Source organism: Ruania halotolerans (assembly GCF_021049285.1).
GTDB lineage: Bacteria > Actinomycetota > Actinomycetes > Actinomycetales > Beutenbergiaceae > Ruania > Ruania halotolerans.
The window spans coordinates 643,204-664,186 of record NZ_CP088017.1 but is presented as its reverse complement, the minus strand read 5'-3'; the positions used below and the strand labels follow the sequence as shown (position 1 = coordinate 664,186).

21 protein-coding genes and 1 riboswitch are annotated in these 20,983 nt (G+C 69.1%); of the genes, 13 read left to right on the top strand and 8 right to left on the bottom strand.

What is annotated here, in order from left to right:
• Nucleotides 1-175: 175 nt before the first annotated feature.
• A complete protein-coding gene (locus LQF10_RS02830; RefSeq protein WP_231065992.1) occupies nucleotides 176-1,717 on the bottom strand; it encodes an FGGY-family carbohydrate kinase in 1,542 nt (513 codons plus the stop codon).
• 82 nt (nucleotides 1,718-1,799) lie between these two features.
• A riboswitch (SAM riboswitch) is annotated at nucleotides 1,800-1,915 on the top strand.
• A gap of 30 nt (nucleotides 1,916-1,945) precedes the next feature.
• Between LQF10_RS02830 and LQF10_RS02825 the strand changes: the two genes are divergently transcribed.
• The 3 genes from LQF10_RS02825 to LQF10_RS02815 all read left to right on the top strand — a co-directional run bounded on the left by LQF10_RS02825 (nucleotide 1,946) and on the right by LQF10_RS02815 (nucleotide 5,752).
• Nucleotides 1,946-3,358, top strand: coding sequence for an aminotransferase class V-fold PLP-dependent enzyme (locus LQF10_RS02825; RefSeq protein ID WP_231065991.1), 1,413 nt, complete (start codon nucleotides 1,946-1,948; stop codon nucleotides 3,356-3,358).
• A gap of 45 nt (nucleotides 3,359-3,403) precedes the next feature.
• Complete coding sequence (locus LQF10_RS02820; RefSeq protein ID WP_231065990.1) at nucleotides 3,404-4,357, top strand: alpha/beta hydrolase; 954 nt, start codon at nucleotides 3,404-3,406, stop codon at nucleotides 4,355-4,357.
• 75 nt (nucleotides 4,358-4,432) lie between these two features.
• Nucleotides 4,433-5,752: a hypothetical protein gene (locus LQF10_RS02815; protein WP_231065989.1), complete on the top strand. Its 1,320-nt coding sequence runs from the start codon at nucleotides 4,433-4,435 to the stop codon at nucleotides 5,750-5,752.
• Nucleotides 5,753-5,771: 19 nt separating this feature from the next.
• On the opposite strand, the gene LQF10_RS02810 is transcribed toward LQF10_RS02815, so the two are convergent.
• From LQF10_RS02810 to LQF10_RS02800, 3 genes are read right to left on the bottom strand one after another with little or no spacing between them, the layout of a single operon-like run.
• Nucleotides 5,772-6,311, bottom strand: coding sequence for a hypothetical protein (locus tag LQF10_RS02810; protein WP_231065988.1), 540 nt, complete (start codon nucleotides 6,309-6,311; stop codon nucleotides 5,772-5,774).
• Nucleotides 6,308-6,868: a hypothetical protein gene (locus LQF10_RS02805; RefSeq protein ID WP_231065987.1), complete on the bottom strand. Its 561-nt coding sequence runs from the start codon at nucleotides 6,866-6,868 to the stop codon at nucleotides 6,308-6,310. Before LQF10_RS02805 ends, LQF10_RS02810 begins: the two co-directional genes overlap by 4 nt.
• A complete protein-coding gene (locus tag LQF10_RS02800; protein ID WP_231065986.1) occupies nucleotides 6,868-7,509 on the bottom strand; it encodes a hypothetical protein in 642 nt (213 codons plus the stop codon). The genes LQF10_RS02805 and LQF10_RS02800 overlap by 1 nt, the downstream gene beginning before the upstream one ends.
• Nucleotides 7,510-7,597: 88 nt before the next feature.
• On the opposite strand from LQF10_RS02800, the gene LQF10_RS02795 reads away from it, so the two are divergent.
• The 7 genes from LQF10_RS02795 (at nucleotide 7,598) to LQF10_RS02765 (ending at nucleotide 15,027) form a co-directional block, all read left to right on the top strand.
• On the top strand, nucleotides 7,598-7,924 hold the full coding sequence (locus LQF10_RS02795; RefSeq protein WP_231065985.1) for a histone-like nucleoid-structuring protein Lsr2: 327 nt from the start codon (nucleotides 7,598-7,600) through the stop codon (nucleotides 7,922-7,924).
• A gap of 97 nt (nucleotides 7,925-8,021) precedes the next feature.
• Entirely contained in the window at nucleotides 8,022-8,717 is a 696-nt protein-coding gene (locus LQF10_RS02790) for a trimeric intracellular cation channel family protein (protein ID WP_231065984.1), read from the top strand.
• Between the two features lie 233 nt (nucleotides 8,718-8,950).
• Nucleotides 8,951-10,279, top strand: a complete 1,329-nt coding sequence (locus LQF10_RS02785; protein ID WP_231065983.1) for an ABC transporter substrate-binding protein — start codon at nucleotides 8,951-8,953, stop codon at nucleotides 10,277-10,279.
• A 111-nt stretch (nucleotides 10,280-10,390) separates the two neighbouring features.
• Nucleotides 10,391-11,515, top strand: coding sequence for a carbohydrate ABC transporter permease (locus LQF10_RS02780; protein WP_231065982.1), 1,125 nt, complete (start codon nucleotides 10,391-10,393; stop codon nucleotides 11,513-11,515).
• Nucleotides 11,512-12,435 carry a carbohydrate ABC transporter permease gene (locus LQF10_RS02775; protein WP_231065981.1) on the top strand — a complete coding sequence of 308 codons (924 nt, stop codon included), beginning with the start codon at nucleotides 11,512-11,514 and terminating at the stop codon, nucleotides 12,433-12,435. The genes LQF10_RS02780 and LQF10_RS02775 overlap by 4 nt, the downstream gene beginning before the upstream one ends.
• Nucleotides 12,436-12,466: 31 nt before the next feature.
• The gene (locus LQF10_RS02770) at nucleotides 12,467-14,020 is read left to right on the top strand and encodes a glycoside hydrolase family 1 protein (protein ID WP_231065980.1); all 1,554 of its coding nucleotides are present in this window, start codon (nucleotides 12,467-12,469) and stop codon (nucleotides 14,018-14,020) included.
• Nucleotides 14,017-15,027: a LacI family DNA-binding transcriptional regulator gene (locus LQF10_RS02765; RefSeq protein WP_231065979.1), complete on the top strand. Its 1,011-nt coding sequence runs from the start codon at nucleotides 14,017-14,019 to the stop codon at nucleotides 15,025-15,027. The genes LQF10_RS02770 and LQF10_RS02765 overlap by 4 nt, the downstream gene beginning before the upstream one ends.
• A 94-nt stretch (nucleotides 15,028-15,121) precedes the next feature.
• On the opposite strand, the gene LQF10_RS02760 is transcribed toward LQF10_RS02765, so the two are convergent.
• Nucleotides 15,122-15,307 (bottom strand): hypothetical protein, encoded by a 186-nt coding sequence (locus tag LQF10_RS02760; RefSeq protein ID WP_231065978.1) that lies wholly within the window; start codon nucleotides 15,305-15,307, stop codon nucleotides 15,122-15,124.
• A gap of 114 nt (nucleotides 15,308-15,421) precedes the next feature.
• On the opposite strand from LQF10_RS02760, the gene LQF10_RS02755 reads away from it, so the two are divergent.
• The 3 genes from LQF10_RS02755 to LQF10_RS02745 are packed head-to-tail and all read left to right on the top strand — an operon-like array spanning nucleotide 15,422 to nucleotide 17,609.
• Complete coding sequence (locus tag LQF10_RS02755; protein WP_231065977.1) at nucleotides 15,422-15,994, top strand: flavin reductase family protein; 573 nt, start codon at nucleotides 15,422-15,424, stop codon at nucleotides 15,992-15,994.
• Between the two features lie 56 nt (nucleotides 15,995-16,050).
• Nucleotides 16,051-16,494, top strand: coding sequence for a cupin domain-containing protein (locus LQF10_RS02750; RefSeq protein WP_231065976.1), 444 nt, complete (start codon nucleotides 16,051-16,053; stop codon nucleotides 16,492-16,494).
• Nucleotides 16,491-17,609 (top strand): acetamidase/formamidase family protein, encoded by a 1,119-nt coding sequence (locus LQF10_RS02745; protein WP_231065975.1) that lies wholly within the window; start codon nucleotides 16,491-16,493, stop codon nucleotides 17,607-17,609. Before LQF10_RS02750 ends, LQF10_RS02745 begins: the two co-directional genes overlap by 4 nt.
• Here the strand turns inward: LQF10_RS02745 and LQF10_RS02740 are convergent.
• Genes LQF10_RS02740 through LQF10_RS02730 form a run of 3 tightly spaced genes read right to left on the bottom strand, consistent with a single transcriptional unit; the run spans nucleotide 17,596 to nucleotide 20,941 of the window.
• A complete protein-coding gene (locus tag LQF10_RS02740; protein WP_231065974.1) occupies nucleotides 17,596-18,396 on the bottom strand; it encodes a creatininase family protein in 801 nt (266 codons plus the stop codon). The genes LQF10_RS02745 and LQF10_RS02740 overlap by 14 nt on opposite strands.
• A complete protein-coding gene (locus tag LQF10_RS02735; RefSeq protein WP_231065973.1) occupies nucleotides 18,396-19,748 on the bottom strand; it encodes an FAD-binding oxidoreductase in 1,353 nt (450 codons plus the stop codon). The genes LQF10_RS02740 and LQF10_RS02735 overlap by 1 nt, the downstream gene beginning before the upstream one ends.
• 2 nt (nucleotides 19,749-19,750) lie before the next feature.
• Nucleotides 19,751-20,941 (bottom strand): hypothetical protein, encoded by a 1,191-nt coding sequence (locus LQF10_RS02730; RefSeq protein ID WP_231065972.1) that lies wholly within the window; start codon nucleotides 20,939-20,941, stop codon nucleotides 19,751-19,753.
• Nucleotides 20,942-20,983 lie beyond the last annotated feature (42 nt).

Sequence of the window (20,983 nt, the reverse complement as noted above, 5' to 3'; positions counted from 1 at the left end):
TGGCATGAGCCCACTCTCTCGCTGAGGTCTGACATCGCGGCATGGGGTGATCACGTCCCCTCCCCGGCGGCCCCCTTACGGCGAGTCCCCGGCGACACTCCCTCCGGGTAAGGGATGTGGTGCTCACCACCCCGAGCGGGTAAGGCGTCTGCCGAAGGCGCCACGATGTCGCGCCCTAGGGACGGTTCATGGCCCCGAGCTCGAGGATCTCCCGCAGAGCCGGGTACGTGCGAAGATATTGCTCTGCATGGAACTGGTAGGCCTCGTGAGCCTCGGGGTCCGGCTGCAGCACCTCGCCCAGATGCACCATCTGCTCAGTCGCGGCATCCACATCCGGGAACAGCCCGACGCCTACGGCGGCGATCGCGGCCGAGCCGAGGAGGGACCCGATCGGGGCACGACCGAAGGTGAGCGGGACGCCCAGCACGTCGGCCTGAATCTGCATCCACAGCCGGCTCGCTGCCGGTCCACCCGTCACCCGGACTTCTCCGGACGTCGGGAGCTGGCGATCGAGCACGCCCAGCACCTCCGCCGTACCGTAGGCAATGCCCTCAAGGAGGGCCCGGTACACGTGCGCCTCGCTGTGGTGCAGGCCAAGGCCGTGGATCACGCCACGCGCATACGGGTCGGTGTGCGGGCTCCGATTGCCCTGAAAGTGGTCCAGCACCACGAGACCTTCCGAGCCGATCGGCACACCCGCGGCCTGTTCGTTCAGCACGTCATACACATCGCAGCCCCGTTGCTTCGCCTCGGCGGCGGCGTGGCCGGCCAAGGCCCGCCTGAACCACGCGACCATCGTGCCCGTGGCTGCCTGCCCGCCCTCAATCGTGAACTGACCGGGCACGATCGCATCGGTGAAACCGCCCCAGAGGCCACGCAGCTGCCCGGGCTGCTCCGTCTGCGCGATGACCACGTGGGAGGACCCGGTGATCAACGCCGTCGGTCCGGGGCGCACGACGGCCAGGCCGACTGCTGCGGCGTACGCATCCACCGCTCCCTCCACCACCGGCGTGCCGGTGCGCAGGCCAAGCGCCTCGGCAGCCGCCCCCGTGAGCGGGCCGACGACCTCCCCGACCTGAAGCACCCGGGGCGGAAACCGGGCAAGGATGTCCGAACCATCGATCGGCCCGTACACCGCCTCCGGCCACCCGCCGCGGGTGCCGTCGTGGAAGTACTTGGCGGCCGCGTGACTCACCGACATGGTCCACTGCCCGGTGAGCCGGTGCACGAGCCAGTCCGCGCAGTCACAGATCACCTCAGTCTCGGCCCAGACATCTGCTTCGTTGTGCCGCACCCACATCACCTTCGGCAAGCCCCACTCGGCGGAGACCGGCCGGTCACCGGAGTACCCCGCCCCGGCGCCGGCCGCCGTCAACTGCTCCGCTTCGACGACCGCTCGCAGGTCCATCCAGAGGATGGCCGGGCGCAGCGGCACACCATCGCGACGGGCCGCGACCACGGTCGCACTGGTGGTGTCCACGCAAAGTCCCGCGATCGCGTCCGCGCCGATGCCCGCGCCCGCCATGGCGCCGCGGACCGCCTCGACCGCATGCGCCCACCATTCGTTCGGATCCTGCTCGGCCCAGCCCGGCCGTGGCGATTGCACCGACCATGAGGTGGCGTGCGTGGCCACCACGTCCCCGGTCCCGGTGACCACGCCGGCGCGCGCCCCGCTGGTACCCAGATCGATGGCCAGCAGGTGCTCAGCACCGGTCATGGCTTCCCCTCCGGCAGGCGTGCTGGACATTGGGTGAGACGCAGGCGCCCGAGCCACGGCGTCTGTGGCATCCTAGACGCCAGGTCATGAGTGCCAGCGTTCAGCCCCGGCTTGCTGGCCGGCAACCCTCCAACCGCGGTGGGGTGCCCCGGGTGACGACCAGGCCGGCGCCGAGGTGGCGCCCGGCAAGCGCGGACCCACGGGGTCCGACGACCACCGGAGGAGCCCATGTCTGAGAACCCCGTCCTTCCCCTCGTCGGCGCCGAGACGATCGTTCCGCTGACCGTGCCCCGCGAGGGCGAGACCGCGATCGGCTACGCCAACCTGGACTATGCCGCGAGCGCACCCGCCCTGGCCGCGGTGGCAGACGCCGTCACGCGGGCCCTGCCGCTGTACGCAAGTGTGCACCGCGGCGCCGGATACCTCTCGCAGGTGTCCACCGCCCTGTACGAACAGTCCCGGATCGCCGTCGGGAGGTTCACCGGCGCCCGCGCCGATGACGTGGTGGTGATCACCCGCAACACGACCGATTCACTCAACCTCCTCGGCGGTTGCGTGCCCGGCCGGGTGCTGGTGCTCGACATCGAGCACCATGCGAACCTGCTCCCATGGCAGCGTCACGGCGCGGACGTGCTGGCCGCACGCAACACCGTGGCCGAGACCCTCACTGCACTCTCCGACGCCCTGGCGCGCACCGCCTATGCCCTCGTGACGGTGACCGGTGCCTCGAACGTGACCGGGGAGGCACTGCCGATCAGCGACGTGGTCCAGATCGCGCACAGTGCCGGCGCCCGGGTGGCCGTGGACGCCGCCCAGCTCGCCCCCCACCGACCGTTCTCCCTCGAGGCCACCGGCGCGGACTACGTGGCGATCTCCGGGCACAAGTTGTACGCGCCCTACGGCGCCGGAGCGCTGGTGGGCCGCCGGGACTGGCTCGATGCCGGTACCCCCTACCTCGCCGGGGGCGGTGCCGTCACCAACGTGACCGCTGAGGAGACCACCTGGGAGCCGGCGCCGCAGCGGCACGAGGCGGGTAGCCCGAACGTGATCGGCGCGATCGCTCTGGGTGTCGCCTGCACCCAGCTCGAATCCGTGACGGAGGAGCTCACCGCCCACGACGGCGTCCTGCGGGACCGATTGGTGGCCGGGCTGGAGGCGATCGAGGGAGTGCAGGTGCTGCACCTGTGGCCCGATTCGGCAGACCCGACGGCGGTGGTCTCCTTCAGCCTGCCCGGGCACGACGCCGGTCTGGTGGCTGCGTACCTCTCCGCCGAGCACGGTGTCGGGGTGCGGGACGGCCGTTTCTGCGCCCACCCGTTGCTCGCTGCCAAGGGGTTGGACGCAGGGCTGCGGGCGAGTATCGGCCTGGGCACCACTGCCGAGCACGTGGACCGACTGATCGCTGGGGTGCAGCAGTACCTGACCACTGGGCCGCAGGCCTCCTACGCCGTGGTGAACGGGCGCTGGCAGCCGGAGGATGATCAGCGCGAGTTGCCTGAGGCGATCGCATTGCTGCAGGATCTGCACGCCGATGTGGGGGCGCCGTCGGTGCTGGCCACTGCGGCCGCGGGGTCCGGGTGCGGACCGGCGCCGGCCGCACCGCCGACGGTGGCCGACGTGCTGGCCGGCGCCTCACACTGAGGCACCCTCAGCACCACCTGGAATTCTCGGCATAGAGTCAGTGCTGTGAGCACAAGCAGTCCGGACATTCTTGGCGACGACTGGGTACAGCGAACCCTGACCTTGCTCCCGGACACCGGCCTCCCAGCGCCGGAGGCCACCCTGGTGCATGAACGGGGCGCAGGCTCGCGACGGCGCGCGGTGCTGTATGTGCACGGGTTCACCGACTACTTCTTTCAGGCCGACCATGCTCGAGCCTGGACCGAGGCGGGGTACGACTTCTACGCCCTGGACCTGCGCGATTACGGCCGCTCCATCCGCCCGGGGCGCACCCCGAACTTCGTCACCGACCTCGCCGTCTACGACGAGGAGGTGGGCCTGGCGCTGGGCGAGATCCGGGCTGCTGGCGCACAGGAGGTGGTACTCCTCGGCCACTCCACCGGTGGGCTGATCGCTTCGCTGTACGCCTCGGACCACCCGGGCGCGATCGATGCCCTGGTGCTGAACAGCCCGTGGTTCGATCTCAACTCCTCCTGGGTGAACCGGGTGATCACCACTCGCGTGCTGGACGCCGTCGGGCCGTTGCTGCCTCGGTTGCGGGTGAGCACCCTGGGTGAGCCGTACGGGCGCAGCCTGCACACCTCCACCGGTGGTGAGTGGGAGTACGACCTGACCTGGAAGCCGATCGAAGACGTACCGGTGTACGCCGCGTGGTTGCGGGCGGTGCGGCGCGGGCACGCCCGGGTGGCACGTGGTCTCGACGTCCAGGTGCCGGTGCTCGTGTGTACCTCCGCGCGCAGCGGCCACCCGGCCCGCCCCACCGCAGCCGACCTGGCCGGTGCGGACTGCGTGCTCGACGTGCGCCACATCTGGCAGCGCGCCCCGCAGCTCGGCGTGGATGTCACCGTGCGCCGGTTCGAGGGCGGGCTGCACGACCTGGCGCTGTCCGTGGCAGCCGTTCGAGCGTCCTACGAGCATTCCGTGTTCGCCTGGCTGGCGGAACGTCTGCCGAGCTCCTGACGGCGGAGGTCACCGCTGCCTCCTCTGGCACCGTGGTGCCGGAGCCAGGCGTCGTCGCTCGCTATCCTCACCCGTATGCCCACTCCCGCTGCGCCTGACACGGGCGCCGTCGCACGTGCCGGGGACCCGTTCACGTTCCGAGCGCTCGGCGTGGAACTGCTGGCCCTGATCGTCACGACGGCGGCACTGCTGCGCCGGCACTGGCTGCCCGCTCTCGTACTCGCGCTGGTCGGGGTCACGGCCCATCTGTATCTGCGGGACCTCTCCGTTGTGGTGGGGCGGCTGGGCCCGGTGCCCGGCATGCTGACCCTCACTCTCGTGCCGTTCTCCACGCTGCTGAGCACGGTGGCGATCCTGCTGGTTCTCCGGCGGCGGGAACGCTCGCGCAACCTCGTCCGCGATCTCATCGCCGCGCTGGGCAGCGTGCTGGTGCCCTTCCTGGTGGTGTACGAGAGTGGCGAAGGACTCAAGGACGATCTGCGCTACTACGGATACGAGGGAGTCAGTGATGACATCGCTCGGCTCGGGCTCGACGGCGACTTTCAGTCCGACCGGGTGGTGGACGGGAGTTCAGCGGTGGTGCTGGTCATCACGGCCGTCGCGCTGCTGCTGCGACTGGTCGGCACCCGGCTCAGCGAGCGCGAATCGCTCTGGTCCGATCGCGACTCCCCGTGGCGGATGGCGCTACGGATCGTGATCGGGTACTTCGAGCTGGTCTGGATCGTGATCGGTGCGTACGCGCTCGGATACTACGTGGCCAGTGCCAGTGGCTGGTGGCATTCGCGGGTCATCGGCCGAGCGGCCGGGGCGTGGTGGGACTCGATCGATCTGTCCTTCCCGGCGGTGTCCGGTCTGGTCGCCGGTTTGGTCAGCGCTGGGGATACCCTCCTGGCGGCTGCGGCGACGGCCGTGCTCGTCCCGTTGGCGTGGTTGACGATGGGAATGGTCGTCTACGGGGTGCGCACCTCCGAGGCAGTCTCGGTGACCGACGTCGCCGCCTCCCGCCTGCCGTTCGCGCGACGGGTCGCCACCCGGGCGGACGATCCCCGGGTTCGGCGTGCCTGGGAGCGGGTGAGCGAACCGGAAGGGCGGTTCGGGATGCTCGTCGGGGGAATCGGTCTGATGATCAGGTCCGGCTGGGCACCTCTTGCCGCGTTCTGCCTGCTCTACATGCTGCTCGCCGCAGTGCCATACCTGGTGTGGGGCGTGTTCCGGGCGATAACGCCGGACCTGGACCTGTCCGGGTGGAACGCATGGTGGGCTCCGTTGTACCAGACCGCCGATGTGCTGACCCTGCTGCTGACCGCGACTTTGCTCGCGGCCGCCGCGGACCGGCTCCTGGCCAGGCTCGGCGCTCCGACGGCCCTGCGGCTGCCCGAACGGCCGATCCGCTAGCTCGATCGACCAGCGTGCCTCATTCGACCTCGAGCCGGATGTACTCGGGGAGAAGCAGCGCGGACTCGATACGTACCGCCGCCGGCTCGGCATCGGCAGGTAAGAGCACGAGGAGGTGCTGTACCCCAGGGATCGGGTCATCGTCCTCTTCGGGGATCGCCACAGTCAGGGACCATTCGTATCCTTCGACGTCCCACGGCACGTTCTCCGTCGCAAGGTACTGCCTGCCTTGACCGTCCTCCACCAGGACCTCCACGCTGCTGAACTCGGACTGCGTGGTCGCTACGGCGAGTGAGATCTTCCATGCCTGGAACCCGGCCGGGGGCTCCCACGGCCCGTTCCAGTCTGCGATCTGCCCGGCGGGTTCGAGTCCGGCCAGCTCCACCTGGATCCCGCCGAAATCCTCACCGGGCCCGAGTGCCTCGTGGGCACTGCTCGGCCACCACGACTCCCGTGCCTGCTCGCTGACCCGCCAGCCGAAGGCCGCCAGGGTCAGCACACCGATGAGCGCCACCACCACGGCGCGCCGCCCGGTGAGCCTGCCGCCGGAAACGCTCATCGCTCACCTGCCGGAAGAACGACCGGCTCGGCAAGCGTGGCCGGCTCGCTCTCGACCTCGGTGACATGGACTCGCGTGACGCCGTACCCGATGGGTGCGCCTTCGACGTCCGAACGAAGGGTGGGCCACACGAAGACGGTGAACTCGCCCAACGCATCGGCGGGCACTTCGAAGGCGAGCTCGCCACGCACCCAGGTGTCCGGCGCCGCCCCCCAGCCGTTGCCGGGGGATCGTGAGGAGGTGGTGAAGGTACGGCCGCTGGAGTCCCGCACTCCGACGTCATGCACGCGATCCGGCTCATGGGTGGTGGCGAAGGACATGTCGAGAATCACCCAGACCCCGGCGGTGACCACCTCCTCGCCGTCATGGTCGAGTGCGGCCGCGGCGCGCGCACCGTGCACGTGCACCTGGAAGGTGCCAAAACGTGCGTCCTCCCCCAGGCCGAACGCGGTCGCCACCGACCCGGACGGGCTCGTGTGCTCGGTCACCGTGTTCACGCCCAGGCCGAGGGCGAGCACGAGGACGACGCCGGCGAGCAATGTGAGACGGCGGCGCATCACTGCTCCTCCTCGAGCAGGTCCGCCGGGACCTCACCGAGGGGTACGGTGACGACGGCCTGCAGGGGCTGCGTGCTCCAGAGAATGTCTCCGGGGAAGAACAAGCTGTCCGTCGCGGCGACCGGATAGGCCTCGACGGTGATCTCATCGCCGAGCGGGGCCGGATCTGTCAACGGCCAGAGCGTCACCACCCGTTGCGGCAGATCGGGTTCGAGCATGACGAGAATGCCGGCGTCACTGGCAATCAGGGTCGTGCTCGGCTCGTCCTGCAACGGATTCGCAGCAGGTACGCGAAACAGGTCCCGGTGCATGACGACCTCCTCCGGCCGGGGGTTCACCACCTCGGCCACCAGACCGAACCAGGCCGATGCGCCCTCGGGGAGCCCCGAGGTGTACACGCGGTCGGAGACGAAGAAGTGCTCCACCCGGACCTCTACCTGCCCCAGGTCCATCATCTGCCCGGCAGCAAGTCCCTCCGGCTCAATCTCGTCGGCCGTGGCGAACCCGCCGACGGCGGCAATTCCGATCGGCGCCAACAACAACCCGACCAGCACACCCGTGGCAACCTGCCGTCCGCGGGTGGCCGTGGCGCTCCTCCACGCACGGCCCAGCACAGCAGCGGCACGCTGGCGAGATCTCATGGGAGCACAGTAGCGAGCGCGTCCGTCCCAACGCTGCGCATCGACGCTCTACGCTAGGGCCGGACACCATCTGACCCAGGGAGTTTCCGTGGCCACCAGGACGATCATCGACCTGACCGACGATCTCGACGGCACACCAGCGGAGCACACGGTGCGGTTCTCGCTGGAGGACACCGTCTACGAGATCGACCTGAACAGCGCCAACCGGGACAAGCTCACCCGGGCCCTCGCTCCGTTCGCCGCGGCCGCTCGCCGGGTTCGCGGGGGGATTGCCGAGGCGGATTCCGCACGCACGGAGACACCGGTGGACCCGCGCGCGGTACGCGAATGGGCCCGCGCACGAGGTTTTGACATCCCCGCGAAGAAGCGTGTGCCCTCCCATGTGATCGATGAGTTCCGCGCAGCCGGGAACTGACCCACATCTCAGGCCCGGTCGGCCGGCGAAACCTGATGCACCGAGCCGACAGCAGGGTTGATCGCCTGCACGTCCTGACCGCTGACGGGAGAGGCCGATGCTTGACCCGGACGCCGTGATCCGGTGGCTCGATCTCACTGGGGTGTTGTTCAACGCCATCCTCGGCGGAGTGGTGGCTCGCTCCCACCGGCTGGACCCGATCGGTTTCGCCGTGCTCGCGATCCTCTCCGGGCTCGGCGGCGGATTGATCCGGGACACGCTCCTGCAGGCGGGTCCGCCCGTGGCTCTCACCGACAATGCCTACGTGCTCACCGCCCTCGCGGGAGCTGTGATCGCCTATGCGATCCGGCTCGAGGGACGCATCTGGGACAAGGCCTTCCCACCGATCGATGCGCTCGCACTCGGACTGTGGGCCGCCGTCGGTGCACAGAAGGCCCTGGCCGTGGGACTCGGGCCCCTCGCGGCGGTCATGCTCGGGGTGGTGACCGCCGTCGGAGGCGGTTTCGTGCGGGACGTGGTGATGCGACAGGTGCCCCGCATCCTCGGACGATCGACGCTCTATGCGACCTGTGCGCTGGCTGCCGCCGTGGTGGCAACCGCACTCACCGTGCTGGAATCGAGCACGATCGGTTCTCTGGTGGGCGCAGCAGTCGGAGCCGTGTTCTGCCTGCTCGCGCAATGGCGCGGGTGGGTGCTTCCCGAGAGCATGGGCTGGAAACCTCCGCGCCCCAGTTTTCACCGGTTGCGCCGGTTAGCGAGCCGTACGGTGCGGCGCCGATCCCCCGGCTCCTGAACGACACCCGCGCGCTACGCCGATAACAATATGGCCACATTGTCGGCACCAGCACGGCGCTGACCTGCACAAACGCCCACGCGCCGCCCCGGCTACTCCCCCACGGCCACTGCCTCCCCTTGACGCCATCCCCTCGCCAGGCGGACGATGACTCGCGTGTGGGAGCGCTTCCACCGCTGACTGTGGGAGCGCTTCCATGGCCAATGCCGACCACCGCAGACAAGGACGTCACCATGTTCAGCACAACCATCCGCGCACGCCGCATCGTGGCAGCCGCAACAGGAGCACTCGTCGTCGCCGGTCTCGCCGCGTGCAGCGACGATGCCGGAGGAGCCGAGGGCGAGACCGGAGCCGAGTCCGGCGACGATGTCACCCTCACCGTCGCCACCTTCAACCAGTTCGGTTACACCGAGGAGATGCTCGACCGATTCGAGGAGGAGCACCCGGGCGTCACCGTCGAGCTGGTCACCGCGGACACCTCCGAGGCAGCACGCACCAACCTCACCACGAAGATCGCCGCCGGCGGTGAGGGCCTGTCCGACATCGAGGCGATCGAGGTGGACTGGCTCCCCGAACTGATGCAGTACCCCGACCTCTTCGTGGACCTCTCCGACCCTGAGCTGGAGAGCCGCTGGCACGACTGGAAGGTCGAGCAGGCCACCACACCCGAGGGCCAGCTCCTCGGCTATGGCACGGACATCGGCCCCGAGGGCATCTGCTACCGGCAGGATCTGTTCGCCGACGCAGGACTACCCACCGACCCCGCTGAGGTGGCCGAGCTCCTTGGTGGGGATGACGCCACCTGGGAGGACTACTTCGCTGCCGGGCGCGACTTCGTCGCGAACTCCGACGCCGCATGGTTCGACGGCGCCCAGGCCACCTATCAGGGCATGGTGAACCAGCTCGAGTCCGCTTATGAGGATGCGGAAACCGGTGAACCGCTCGATCTCGCCACGAACACCGCCGTCAAGGACCTCTACGACCAGGTCCTCGCCGCCTCGGTGGATGACGAGCTCTCCGCCGGTCTGGAGCTGTGGACGGCCGACTGGGACGCCGCGTTCCAGAACGACGGCTTCGCCACCATGCTCTGCCCGGCGTGGATGACCGGCCCGGTCGAGGAGCGCGCCGGTGGCGTGGACGGCTGGAATATCGCAGACGTCTTCCCCGGTGGCGGCGGCAACTGGGGCGGCTCGTTCCTGACCGTCCCGGCCTCCGGTGCGAACACCGAACAGGCCCAGGAGCTCGCGGCCTGGCTGACCGCCCCCGAGCAGCAGACCGAGGCATTCGAGAACGCGGGCACGTTCCCCTCGCAGGTGGAGGCGCAGTCCTCGGAGGAAGTGCAGTCGTTCACGAACCCCTTCTTCAACGATGCCCCAGTCGGTCAGATCTTCACCTCCCGCGCAGAGGCCATCGACGTGGTGCCGTTCAAGGGTGCGAACTACTTCTCCATCCACCAGGGCGTTCAGGACGCACTGCTGCGCGTTGACGTCACCGGCGAGCAGGACCCCGAGGCGAGCTGGGACGGCGCTGTCGAGACGTTCAACTCCCTCGGCCTGATGTGACCCGGCAGGACTGACAGCACCTCCTCATCGGGGCGCCGGGCCGGCGGGTGACGCCGGCCCGGCGCACCAGGTGCGGACCTCGACACTCCTTCGCCGCCACAGGAAGCCGCCATGACCCTCCTGAACGCTCCCGCGCCTGCGCGCAACGATCTCGATAACCGGCCGCCGCGTCGCGTGGGCTTCTCGCAGCGCCTCGGGCGCTGGGACGTGAAGTTCTCGCCCTACCTGTACATCTCCCCGTTCTTCCTCCTGTTCGCTCTCATCGGCGCCTTCCCGCTCGTCTACACGGCCTATGTCTCGGTGCACGAATGGAATCTGCTCGGTGGTCAGGGGGAGTTCGTCGGCCTGCAGAACTTCACCGATGTGCTCGGTCAGCCGATCTTCTGGAAGTCCGTGGCGAACACCTTCTCCATCTTCGTGCTCTCGGCCGTCCCGCAGTTGGCGCTGGCCATCACGATCGCCGCACTCCTGGACCAGAACCTGCGGTCGGCCACATTCTGGCGGATGGGGGTTCTGGTGCCCTATGTGGTGGCGCCGGTGGCGGTCTCGATGATCTTCGGGCGCATGTTCGCCGACCAATACGGGCTGATCAACGCGATTCTCGGTGGGATCGGATTCGACCCGATCGGATGGCATAGCGACCGTCTCGCCAGCCACGTGGCCATCGCGACCATGGTCAACTTCCGGTGGACGGGCTACAACGCCTTGATTCTCCTGGCCGCGATGCAGGCGGTACCGCGCGAGCTCTACGAGGCGGCCGTGATCGACGGTGCCGGCAGGTTGCGGCAGTTCTTCTCCGTCACCGTCCCGCAGATCCGTTCCACGATGGTCTTCGTGGTGATCACGGCCACGATCGGCGGGATGCAGATATTCGACGAGGTCCGTATGTTCGACGCCCTCGGGATGGGCGGGCCGAGCCGGAACTGGATGACCACCGTGCTCTATCTGTACGACGTGGCCTGGGGGAACCAGAAGAACTTCGGGCGAGCGGCCGCCGTCGCCTGGCTTCTGTTCATGTTGATCGTGTGCATCGGGCTGATCAACTTCTACCTCACCACCCGGATCGCCGCGGCCGACGGCGTCCGGTCGTCGCGCCGTCGACGCCCCAAGGCGCTGCTCGCCCAGGCACCAACGGGTGCGGGCGCGCCCGTGCCGCCGTCGGCCCGTCCACCATCGTCACCACGGCCGCATCCCACTCCCGAAACAGACCACACACACGGAGGCGAGGGCCGATGACGTCCGTCGGAGTCACCGCACAAACCGCCGGCAAGTCCGCCGCCCGAGCCGCAGCACGGCGCCGGGACCGCGGCTCCCGGGCCGCTCGTGTCGCATCCCGTCGCCCCGGCTGGGTCACCTACGCGCTCCTGGCGCTCATCTTGGCGATCTCGATCTTCCCGCTCTACTACACCCTGCTGCTCGGTTCGTCCACGCAGCAGGAGATTTCCCAGCGAGCGGTGCCGCAATGGCTGCCCGATCTGAGCCTGTTCGACCAGTTCGCGACGATCGTGACCACCAGCCAGATCAACTTCTGGAAGGCACTGGCGAACTCGCTGATCATCTCCACCACCGCCTCGCTCGCCGTGGTGCTGTTCTCCACACTCGCCGGGTTTGCGTTCGCGAAGCTGCGGTTCGCCTGGCGGCGGGGGTTGCTCGTCTTCGTGATCGCCACGATGGCGGTGCCCACCCAGCTCGGGGTGATCCCGCTGTACATCCTGATGACCGACCTGGACTGGGTGGGCAAGCTCCAGGCCGTCATCGTGCCGGCGATGCTGTGCCCATTCGGGGTGTTCTGGATGACGCAGTACCTGTCTTCGGCCCTGCCCTACGAGCTCGTCGAGGCAGCCCGGGTGGACGGCGCCTCGATGTTCCGGACCTTCAGGTCCATCGCGCTACCCGCGGCGGCCCCTGCGGCGGCGATGCTCTTCCTGTTCTGGTTCGTGATGCAGTGGACGATGTTCTTCTGGCCTTCCATCGTGCTGAGCTCGCAGAACCCGACCCTGCCACTGGTGGTGGAGGCCCTCCAGGGAAACTACTTCACCGATTACTCACTTGTGATGGCCGGCGTCTTCCTCATCACGTTCCCCCTGCTGGTGATCTTCGCGATCGCCGGGAAGCAGCTCGTGGCCGGCATCATGACCGGCGCGGTCAAGGGCTGAGACCACCTCATCGAGAGAGAGATTCGCGCCGATGACCTTGCGCAGCACCGATCGCCACACCTCCAGACCGTCCGGCAGGCCCGTGCCGTTCGCCCCGACCGCCCCGTTGCCCGCACTGCGGGACTCCTCGGTGACCTTCCCGGACGGCTTCAGCTGGGGGGCCGCCACGGCCGCCTATCAGGTGGAGGGGGCGGCCAGCCAGGACGGTCGTGCGGAGTCGATCTGGGACGTCTTCTGCCGGGTGCCCGGTGCTGTCGACGGCGGTCATGACGGTGCGGTCGCGTGCGATCAATACCACCGTTACCGCGAAGACATCACACTGCTGCGCGAGCTGGGTGTGGACTTCTACCGGTTCTCCACCTCCTGGGCGAGGGCGATGCCGGATGGGCGCACCGTCAACCGGGCGGGCATGGACTACTACTCGCGCCTGGTGGACGAGTTGCTCGCCGCGGGAATCAGCCCGTGGCTGACGTTGTATCACTGGGATCTGCCGCAGGCGCTGGAGGCCGACGGCGGATGGCCGATCCGGGACACGGCGTACCGGTTCGCTGATTACGCGGTGGCGATGCACGAAGTGCTCGGGGACCGTGTGCCGATCTGGACCACACTGAACGAACCGTGGTGCTCGGCCTTCCTCGGGTATACCGCGGGAGTGCACGCGCCGGGCCGTCAATCGCCCGACGCTGGTCTGGCGGCAGCCCACCATCTGCTCTTGGGGCACGGTCTGGCGCTCGGTGAGCTCCGCCGTCGGGATCCTGACGCGAGCGTGGGCCTCACCCTGAACTTCACGGTGGCAGACCCCTACGACCCGGCTGATCCGGCTGATGTGGAGGCGGCGCGGCTCGAGGACGGATTCTTCAACCGCATCTTCCTCGACCCGATCTTCACCGGGGCCTACCCGGCCGACATCATCGAGGACACGCGCCACCTCGGTCTGCTGGAGCATGTCCGCGATGGGGACCTGGAGCTGATCTCGGCCCCGATCGACGTGCTCGGGGTGAACTACTACAACGGGGCTGCCGTCTCCGGTCACCCTGGCCAGGATGCGCCGGAGGGGCAGAACCGGCCCGACGGCGTCCGTTCCGGACGTGCGCAGGTCCGCCGTCCGGTCAGCTCACCGAACCCTGTCGGTGGCGTGCACCACCGCAGCCGCGGGCTGCCCACTACGGATATGGGCTGGGAGGTGCAGCCGGAGGGGCTGACTCGGTTGCTGACGCGCCTGCAGCGGGATTACAGCGGGCCGCGGGGCACGGCGATGTTCGTCACCGAGAACGGTGCGGCATACCCGGACGTGGTCGGGCCCGACGGCTCGGTGGACGATCAGGACCGGATCGGCTATCTCGACGCACACCTACGGGCGGTGGCGGCCGCGATCGAGGACGGGGCGGATGTACGGGGTTACTTCGCCTGGTCCCTGCTGGACAACTTCGAGTGGGCGCTGGGATACAGCAAACGGTTCGGCCTGGTGCGGGTGGACTACGAGACGCAGGAGCGCACGGTCAAGGCGTCCGGGCGCTGGTATGCGCGAGTTGCCCGGACCAACCACCTCCCGCCGGTGCCGGCAGGGTTAGGCTCGCGGTCATGACCGCCCGGCCGAACGTCACCCTCGACGATGTCGCCCAGGCGGCTGGTGTCTCCCGCTCAACCGCCTCGCGGGCGATCAATGGCGGCGATCGCGTGTCACCGCACGCCCAGGGAGCGGTGGACGACGCCATCGCACGGCTCGGGTACTCCCCCAATCCGGCCGCGCGCTCGCTCGTGACCCGCAAGACCGGATCGATCGCACTGGCGGTGCCGGAACCGGATGCCCGGATCCTCTCCGACCCCTTCCTCGCAGGTCTGCTGCGCGGTGTCAGCGATGGACTGGTCGGGACCGATCTGCAGTTGGTGCTGCTGCTCGCCCGCCGGGATGAACGACCCGGCCGTACCGCCCGCTACCTGCGCAGTGGGCACGTCGACGGTGCGATCGTCGCCTCACACCACCGGGAAGACCACCTCGACGAGCAACTCGCCGACGCCCGGCTTCCCGTGGTGTTCGTCGGGCGCCCGTTCATCGATTCCGGCGTGCACTACGTGGACACCGACAACATCGCCGGAGCCTCGATCGCTGCCGCCCGGCTCCTGGCGAGAGGGTGTCGCCGGATCGGGACCGTCACCGGGCCGATGGACATGACCGGGGGGCTGGACCGGCTCGAGGGATGGCGCCGGACGGTAGCCCAGGCAGGATTGCCCGCCGACGCCGTCAGCCATGGCGACTTCACCGTGGACGGTGGCGCCCGGGCCACCGCGGAACTACTCGAGGCACACCCCGATCTGGACGGAGTGTTCGTGGCCTCGGACCTGATGGCCGTGGGGGCGATGCAGATCCTGGCCGCCCAGGGGCGTCGGGTACCCGAGGACGTTGCCGTGATCGGCTATGACGGCCTCGGCGCCGCCGAACGCACCTCGCCGCGGCTGACCACGATCTACAACCCGCTGGTGCAGATGGTCGCCGCCGCCACCGAGACACTCTTGGCCATGCTCGACGGCGCTCCCGCGCCGACCGAACCGCGGGTACTCATGCCCGAGCTCGTCGAGGGCGGCACCGCCTAAACCAGAACTCCCTCGTCGATAGCGCTGCTCGCCCGCCACTGCCGCACGGACCGTAGGTCATGTACTTGGGGCCAGCCCGGCGCCGCCGGTGCGTTCACGGGGCGTCCGGGTCGAGCGCGAGCCGCATGCTGGCGAACGGGTCGGAGATGTCGGTGCAGGACTGATCGTCCAAGCCCATTCCGACGGCGATCCCTGCCCGGGTGTATCGGGCCACATCGGCCACCCCGGAGCCGAGCCGACCGTTCGACGTCGCCCGGTGTGTCACCAGAAGATTGCCCACCCGTCACATCGGCGAAACATCGCGACCCTAGCGTGAATGTTGATCACATCAACATTTTGAGGTGAGGGTTCACTGCCCTCGCCACTCACGAAGACAGGACAGAGAGGACGGGACATGACGGTGACAGCCCGGCCAACCCACGCAGCCCAGCATCCAGGCGCACCCAGTGAGCTCACGGCCCCGGCCGATCCGGGCAGCGTTCCGACCGACTTCCGCACCGCGATGTCCACCCTCCCGGCCGGTGTCTGCGTGATCACCACCGCAGACCCGGCCGGTGTGCCGAGCGGGCTGACCGTGAGCACCGGTTTCTCCGTCTCAGTGGCCCCTCCCCTGTTCGGCCTGTGCGTGGCTCTGGGGGCGCGGACCCTCCCGGTGCTGCTCGAGCGCGGCGCGTTCGTGGCCAACATCCTGCACGGGGACGCCCAGGACGCAGCCGCCGTGTTCGCCTCCCGCGCCTCGGACAAGTTCGAGCGAGCCGGCTTCACCAGCACCTCCTCCGGCCTGCCCTGGCTCGCCCAGCACGCGGCACACGCCGTGGAGTGCACCATCACCAGCGCCACGGAGGCCGGCGACCACCTCCTCGTGATCGGCGCCGTCCAGGCCGTGCACACGAACCCGACCCCTGCCGAAGCGCACATGCTCGCCTACGGCGACCGCGCCTTCCACCGGCTCCCCCGCTCCCACTGAAGCTCACTGACCAACCCCACGCTCCGCCGTCGGCGGATCGATCGAAAGGACACCCCATGACTGGCGCCGCCCCCGTGATTCGTAAGCTCACTGACCTGCCCGCCTTCCACATCGACCCCCAGGACACGGTCAAGCTCGCACTGCTCGCCGGGCCCGAGCACGGCACGAACACCAGCGTGTTCCTTGAAGTGTGGGAACCCGGCGGCGCTCAGCCGGTCAACTCACATGAGGAGTCCGCCGAGATCTTCCTGGTGCTTGCCGGTGAGGCCGAAGCCCACAGCGACGACGAGGTGGTGCCGCTGCGCGCAGGCGATGTGCTGATCTTGCAGGAGGGGTCCGAGCACCGGATCATCAACACCTCCGCCACCGAGAACCTCTACACGGTCACGATCATGGCCAACGACGGCGGCTTCGCGAAGCTGGTCACCGATGGCACCCAGGTCCCGCTGACCGGTGAGGATGCCGGGGTGCTCTGCGCAGGTCTGCGCGCCTCCGCGTGATTCCCGACGGCGTCCCACCCGTCCTGCAGCCACGCCCTCCGGCCCCGGGGTACCTGCCGGCCACCCCGGGGACCGTGCTCTGGGGTGAGTTGCCCTGCGGGAGTGACCGGGCCGTCGCGGAGGTGGCCGGCGGCGGTGAGCTGGTGATCGACACCGTCTCCCACGAGGGCATCCTGGAAGACCAGGGGCGCGATCCCCTCGCATACTTCGGGGCACTGGGCGTCCCCACGGATCGCGTGCTGACCGATGCCATCGCCATCGCCGCCCGAGTGCCGCACGACCCGGCCACGCAGGGTCCGCACGTGGTGACCGGCCCGGTGCACGTGCGCGGCGCGCGCCCCGGTGACGTGCTCGCGATCACGGTGCTGGACCTGGAGCTGCGGTGCCACTACGGGCTGGTCTCGAACCGGCACGGGCGCGGCGCGCTGCCAGCAGAATTGCCCGCCGACGGGGCTGATGTGGTGTCGGTGCCGTGCCGGGTGGATCCGGACGGGCGGGGCAGCATGGCGGCGCGCGCCGACGGGGCTGCCGGGTCTGACGGGGCTGCCGGGTCTGACAGGGCTGCCGGGTCTGCGCGGGTGCGGTTCCCGCTGCGTCCGTTCCTCGGCACGATGGGCGTGGCTACAGCCGGGTCGGAGCGCGCGCATTCGGTGCCGCCCGGCCCGCACGGCGGCAACCTGGACATCTCTGTACTCACCGCCGGGTCCACGCTGTACCTGCCGGTGCAGGTGGAGGGTGCGCTGGCGTACGTGGGCGATCCGCACTTCGCCCAGGGCGATGGGGAGGTGGCGCTGACCGCATTCGAGGCGCCGTTGCGCGCGCGGCTGCGGTTCGATGTGATTGCGGCGCAGGCGCTGCCCCATCCGGCGATGATCTGGGCCCAGACCCCGGAGCTGCTGGTGCCCGTGGGACTCGATCCAGATCTGGATGAGGCGATGCGCGCCTGTGTGCGCTCAGCCCTGGCGCTGCTGGTGGGGCGCGGCATGGACACCGCACACGCGTACGCCTACCTCTCCGCGGCCGGGGACTTCGCGGTCTCGCAGGTGGTGGACCAGGTGTGCGGGGTGCACGGGAAGATCCGGAAGGCCGATCTGGTCGAGCTCACCGAGCCCTGACCCTCGCTGACTCGTGCACCCGGAACGTGCTGGCCTCCACGATGGTGGCGGCCAGGCGCCGCACCCCGGCCTCGAAGAGCACCTTGCCGGCGTCGGCAGTGGCGGTGGTCGGGTCGCCGATGTGTCCGTCTGGCCCGAAGTCGTCCGAGAGCCACCCGAAGCTGACGGGCTTGCCGAAGCCGATCAACTCGTACTCGTTCAGCTGTTCGGGCACCCGCCGCACGGCCCGGTCCATCTTCACCAGCTCCGGGCGCAGGTGCAGCATGAGGGACGTCTCGCTGTGACCACCGTGTATACCGAGACCCTGCTCGTGCGGGTTCGAGGCGTCCCTTACCTGATCGCCCGGTACGGAGAGGTGGGCGAAGAACGTGGCCAGGCCGAACTGGCGCCGCAGCTCCCGGCAGGCGACCTGCCCGAGGGCGGAGTTCCCACCGTGCCCGTTCACGAACAGCAACCGGGTGATGCCCGAGGCCTGCAGCGAGCGCCCGATATCCACCAGAGTGCGCATCAGCGTGTCCCAGGAGAGCCAGATCGTGCCCGGCGCCCAGTGGTGCTCGTCGGACTTCGTGTAGGCCAGGCCCTCCAGCAGAACCACTGGCGCCGTGCCGGCCTCGGCCACCTCGGCCACCGCTGCTTCGGCAGCCGAGGTGGCGGTGACGTAGTCGGTGGAGACCGGCAGGTGCGGGCCGTGCTGCTCGATCGCCCCGAGCGGCAGCACCGCGACCGTGCCCTCGCGCAGTTCGGCGACCTCGGGGAACGTCAGGTCGATGAAGCGGGGGGCGGGCATCAGCGGGCTCCGATCGTGGTGCGGGTGTCGGGGCGGGCAAGCGAGGTGTCGAGCTTGCCGGGGTTGAGCAGGCCGAGCGGATCGGTGCGCTTGACGGTCTCGAGCACCAACTCCACGTTGCGGTCGACGTACCACTGGTGCGGGGAGTGCACACCCAGGCCGGTCGCCTCCAGCAGGGGGATGCCGGCGAGCACCTGCTCCTCGCTGTGGAAATCGGCCACCACCATCGCCAGTGGCTGCGTGCCCATGAGCTCCAGGTGCAGCCGGGTGCTGGGTCCGTACACCCCCCGGACGGCGTCCGGGTCGTCCCACAGGACCGTTCCGCCGGTCTCCAGGTGGAAGCAGGTGGGCTCACCGACGGCCTGCTGCCAGTAGTAGATCGGGTGGTTGTAGGACTGGGAGGAGAGCTTGTCGGTGGCGGCGTAGTCCTCCAGCACACCGACCACCTCTCCCCCGGCGGCCACGACGCGACGACTGATCTCGGAGACCGTGGAGACCTCGGCGATCACCCGCAGACTGTAGGACGCCGGGTCCAGCTCGACGTCCGCGGGCAGTGTGGCCACCAACGCCGGCTCGTCACCGGAGGCCAGCCGCGGCAGGACCGGCAGGTCCAGGAGGGACCGGTGCACGGCGACCAGAGCCTCGTAGGTGGGCAGCGCGGTGTACATCGCCACCCACTCCCGGGCGGGGTCGCTGCGCACGACCGCCTCGGTGATCACTCCGGTCACGCCGTAGGCGTGGATGTAGGCCTGCGTCTCCTCCCCGTGGACCGTGAACGAGGACCCGGTGCCGTCCATCGGTGCCACGGTGAGTGACTCGACCCAACCATCACCGGTAGTGCCGCGCTCGATCGTGCCGGTTCCGGCGCTGCCGCCACCAAGGAAGCCGCCGATGGTGGAGCCCTTGGTGGAGGGGAACATCCAGATATCGCGCCCGGCGGCCCGGCCCGCGATGTCGATGGCGGTGAGCTTGGCACCCGCCCCGGCCCGGACCAGATCGCCCTCCACGGCGATGTGGTCCAGACCCCGCAGGTCCAGGGTGATCCCGCCGTCGAAGGGGGTCAGCTGCCCGTAGTTGCCGGTGCCGGCACCCCGGGGGGTGACCGGGACGCGGGCGTCATAGGCGAGGGCGAGCACCACCGGCACCTCCTCCGGAACGCTGGGCCGCACCACCAGATCGGCGAGATAGCGCCCAGCAGGCACTTTCTCGGCCAGGATCGGCGACATCTTCGACCAGTCCGAGGAAACCTTGCGGACCAATTCGGGGTCGGTGGAAACGGCATCCGGACCCAGCTCGAGTGCGAGGAGCTCGGCCAGGCGTGCCGTGCGCTCGGCGATGGTGCGCTCTGTCATCGTCACTGCCCCATCGAGATCGAGGTGTCGATGAACTCGTTCGTGTAGAGCGCCTCGGGGTCGACCGCTCCGGCGTCGGTGATGGTGCCCTGCGCTTCGAGCAGCGGAGCGAACGTGTCCACGATCTCGGCCATCCGGTCCGGGTCGAGCTGGCCGAACACCCCCGAGGCCGGATCGTCGGTGACGATCCCTTCATCCAGCTGGGCCTGCGCGGAGAAGGCCGCGACCCCGGCGGAGTAGGTCCAGGAGAGGTCGTAGGCCTCCACGAGCTCGACGATCAGCTCGTTCGTGGGCTCCGGGTCGGCCAGGTAGTCGATCTGGGACTGCTGCATGATCGGCACGAGGCGCTCCAGGCACGGACTGAGCTCCTCGAGCTTGTCGGCCCGGACGGCCAGTGGCTCCGGGTAGACCGAGAAGCCCACTTCGCTCATCAGCTGGTAGCCCACCGGGCGGCCCCACTCGCTGATCTCGTTCTCGTAGATGTAGGGCTCGGCGGTGGCGAAGCCCTGCTGCATGATCGTGGTGTCGGAGACGAACCGAGCCGGGGTGCCCTCGTAGCTGGTGTCGGACTGCGCCAGGTCGAAGCCGACGGTCTCGGCTAGCAGCGCGGGGATCACATCACCGGCGGTGACCACCACGGCCCCCTGACTGGTGACCTCTTCGATGGTGGTCGCGCCAGGGTAGGTCTGCGGATCCCACATGAGGATCTGCGGGCTGTTCGTCATCTGCGAGGCGACCGCCACCGTGGGTTGCGCCTCGTGCGCGGCGATGGCCGCATCGGTGTTGACCGCACCGAGAGTGATGTCCTCATCCAGGTACATCAGGGCGGGTACTGCCTGGAACCCGACGTTCGGCCCACCGGGACGCACCTCGATGTTCACACCGGTGTCGGTCTCGCCCACGATCAGCGAACCAGTCACCGACTTGTTGTCGGTATCGATCGTGTAGTCGGAGCCGACCAGCTGGTACATCGACCCATGTTCGGCCTCGGGCTGCCAGTCCTGCTGCATCACCACCGTGTCCGGGCAGAACTCCGCCAGATCGAGAGCGCTACCGGCCTCCGCCGCGGTGGCGCCGGAGGCGACGTCGCCGGAATCGTCATTGGCTTCGGCGCCGCCGCTGCTTCCGCCGCAGGCGGTCAGGGCGAGGAGGCCGACGGCGGTGGTGGCCGTGACGAGGAGGTGTCGCTTCATGAGGGTCTCGCTTTCCAGGAAGGGAGTAGGAGGGAGAGGGGG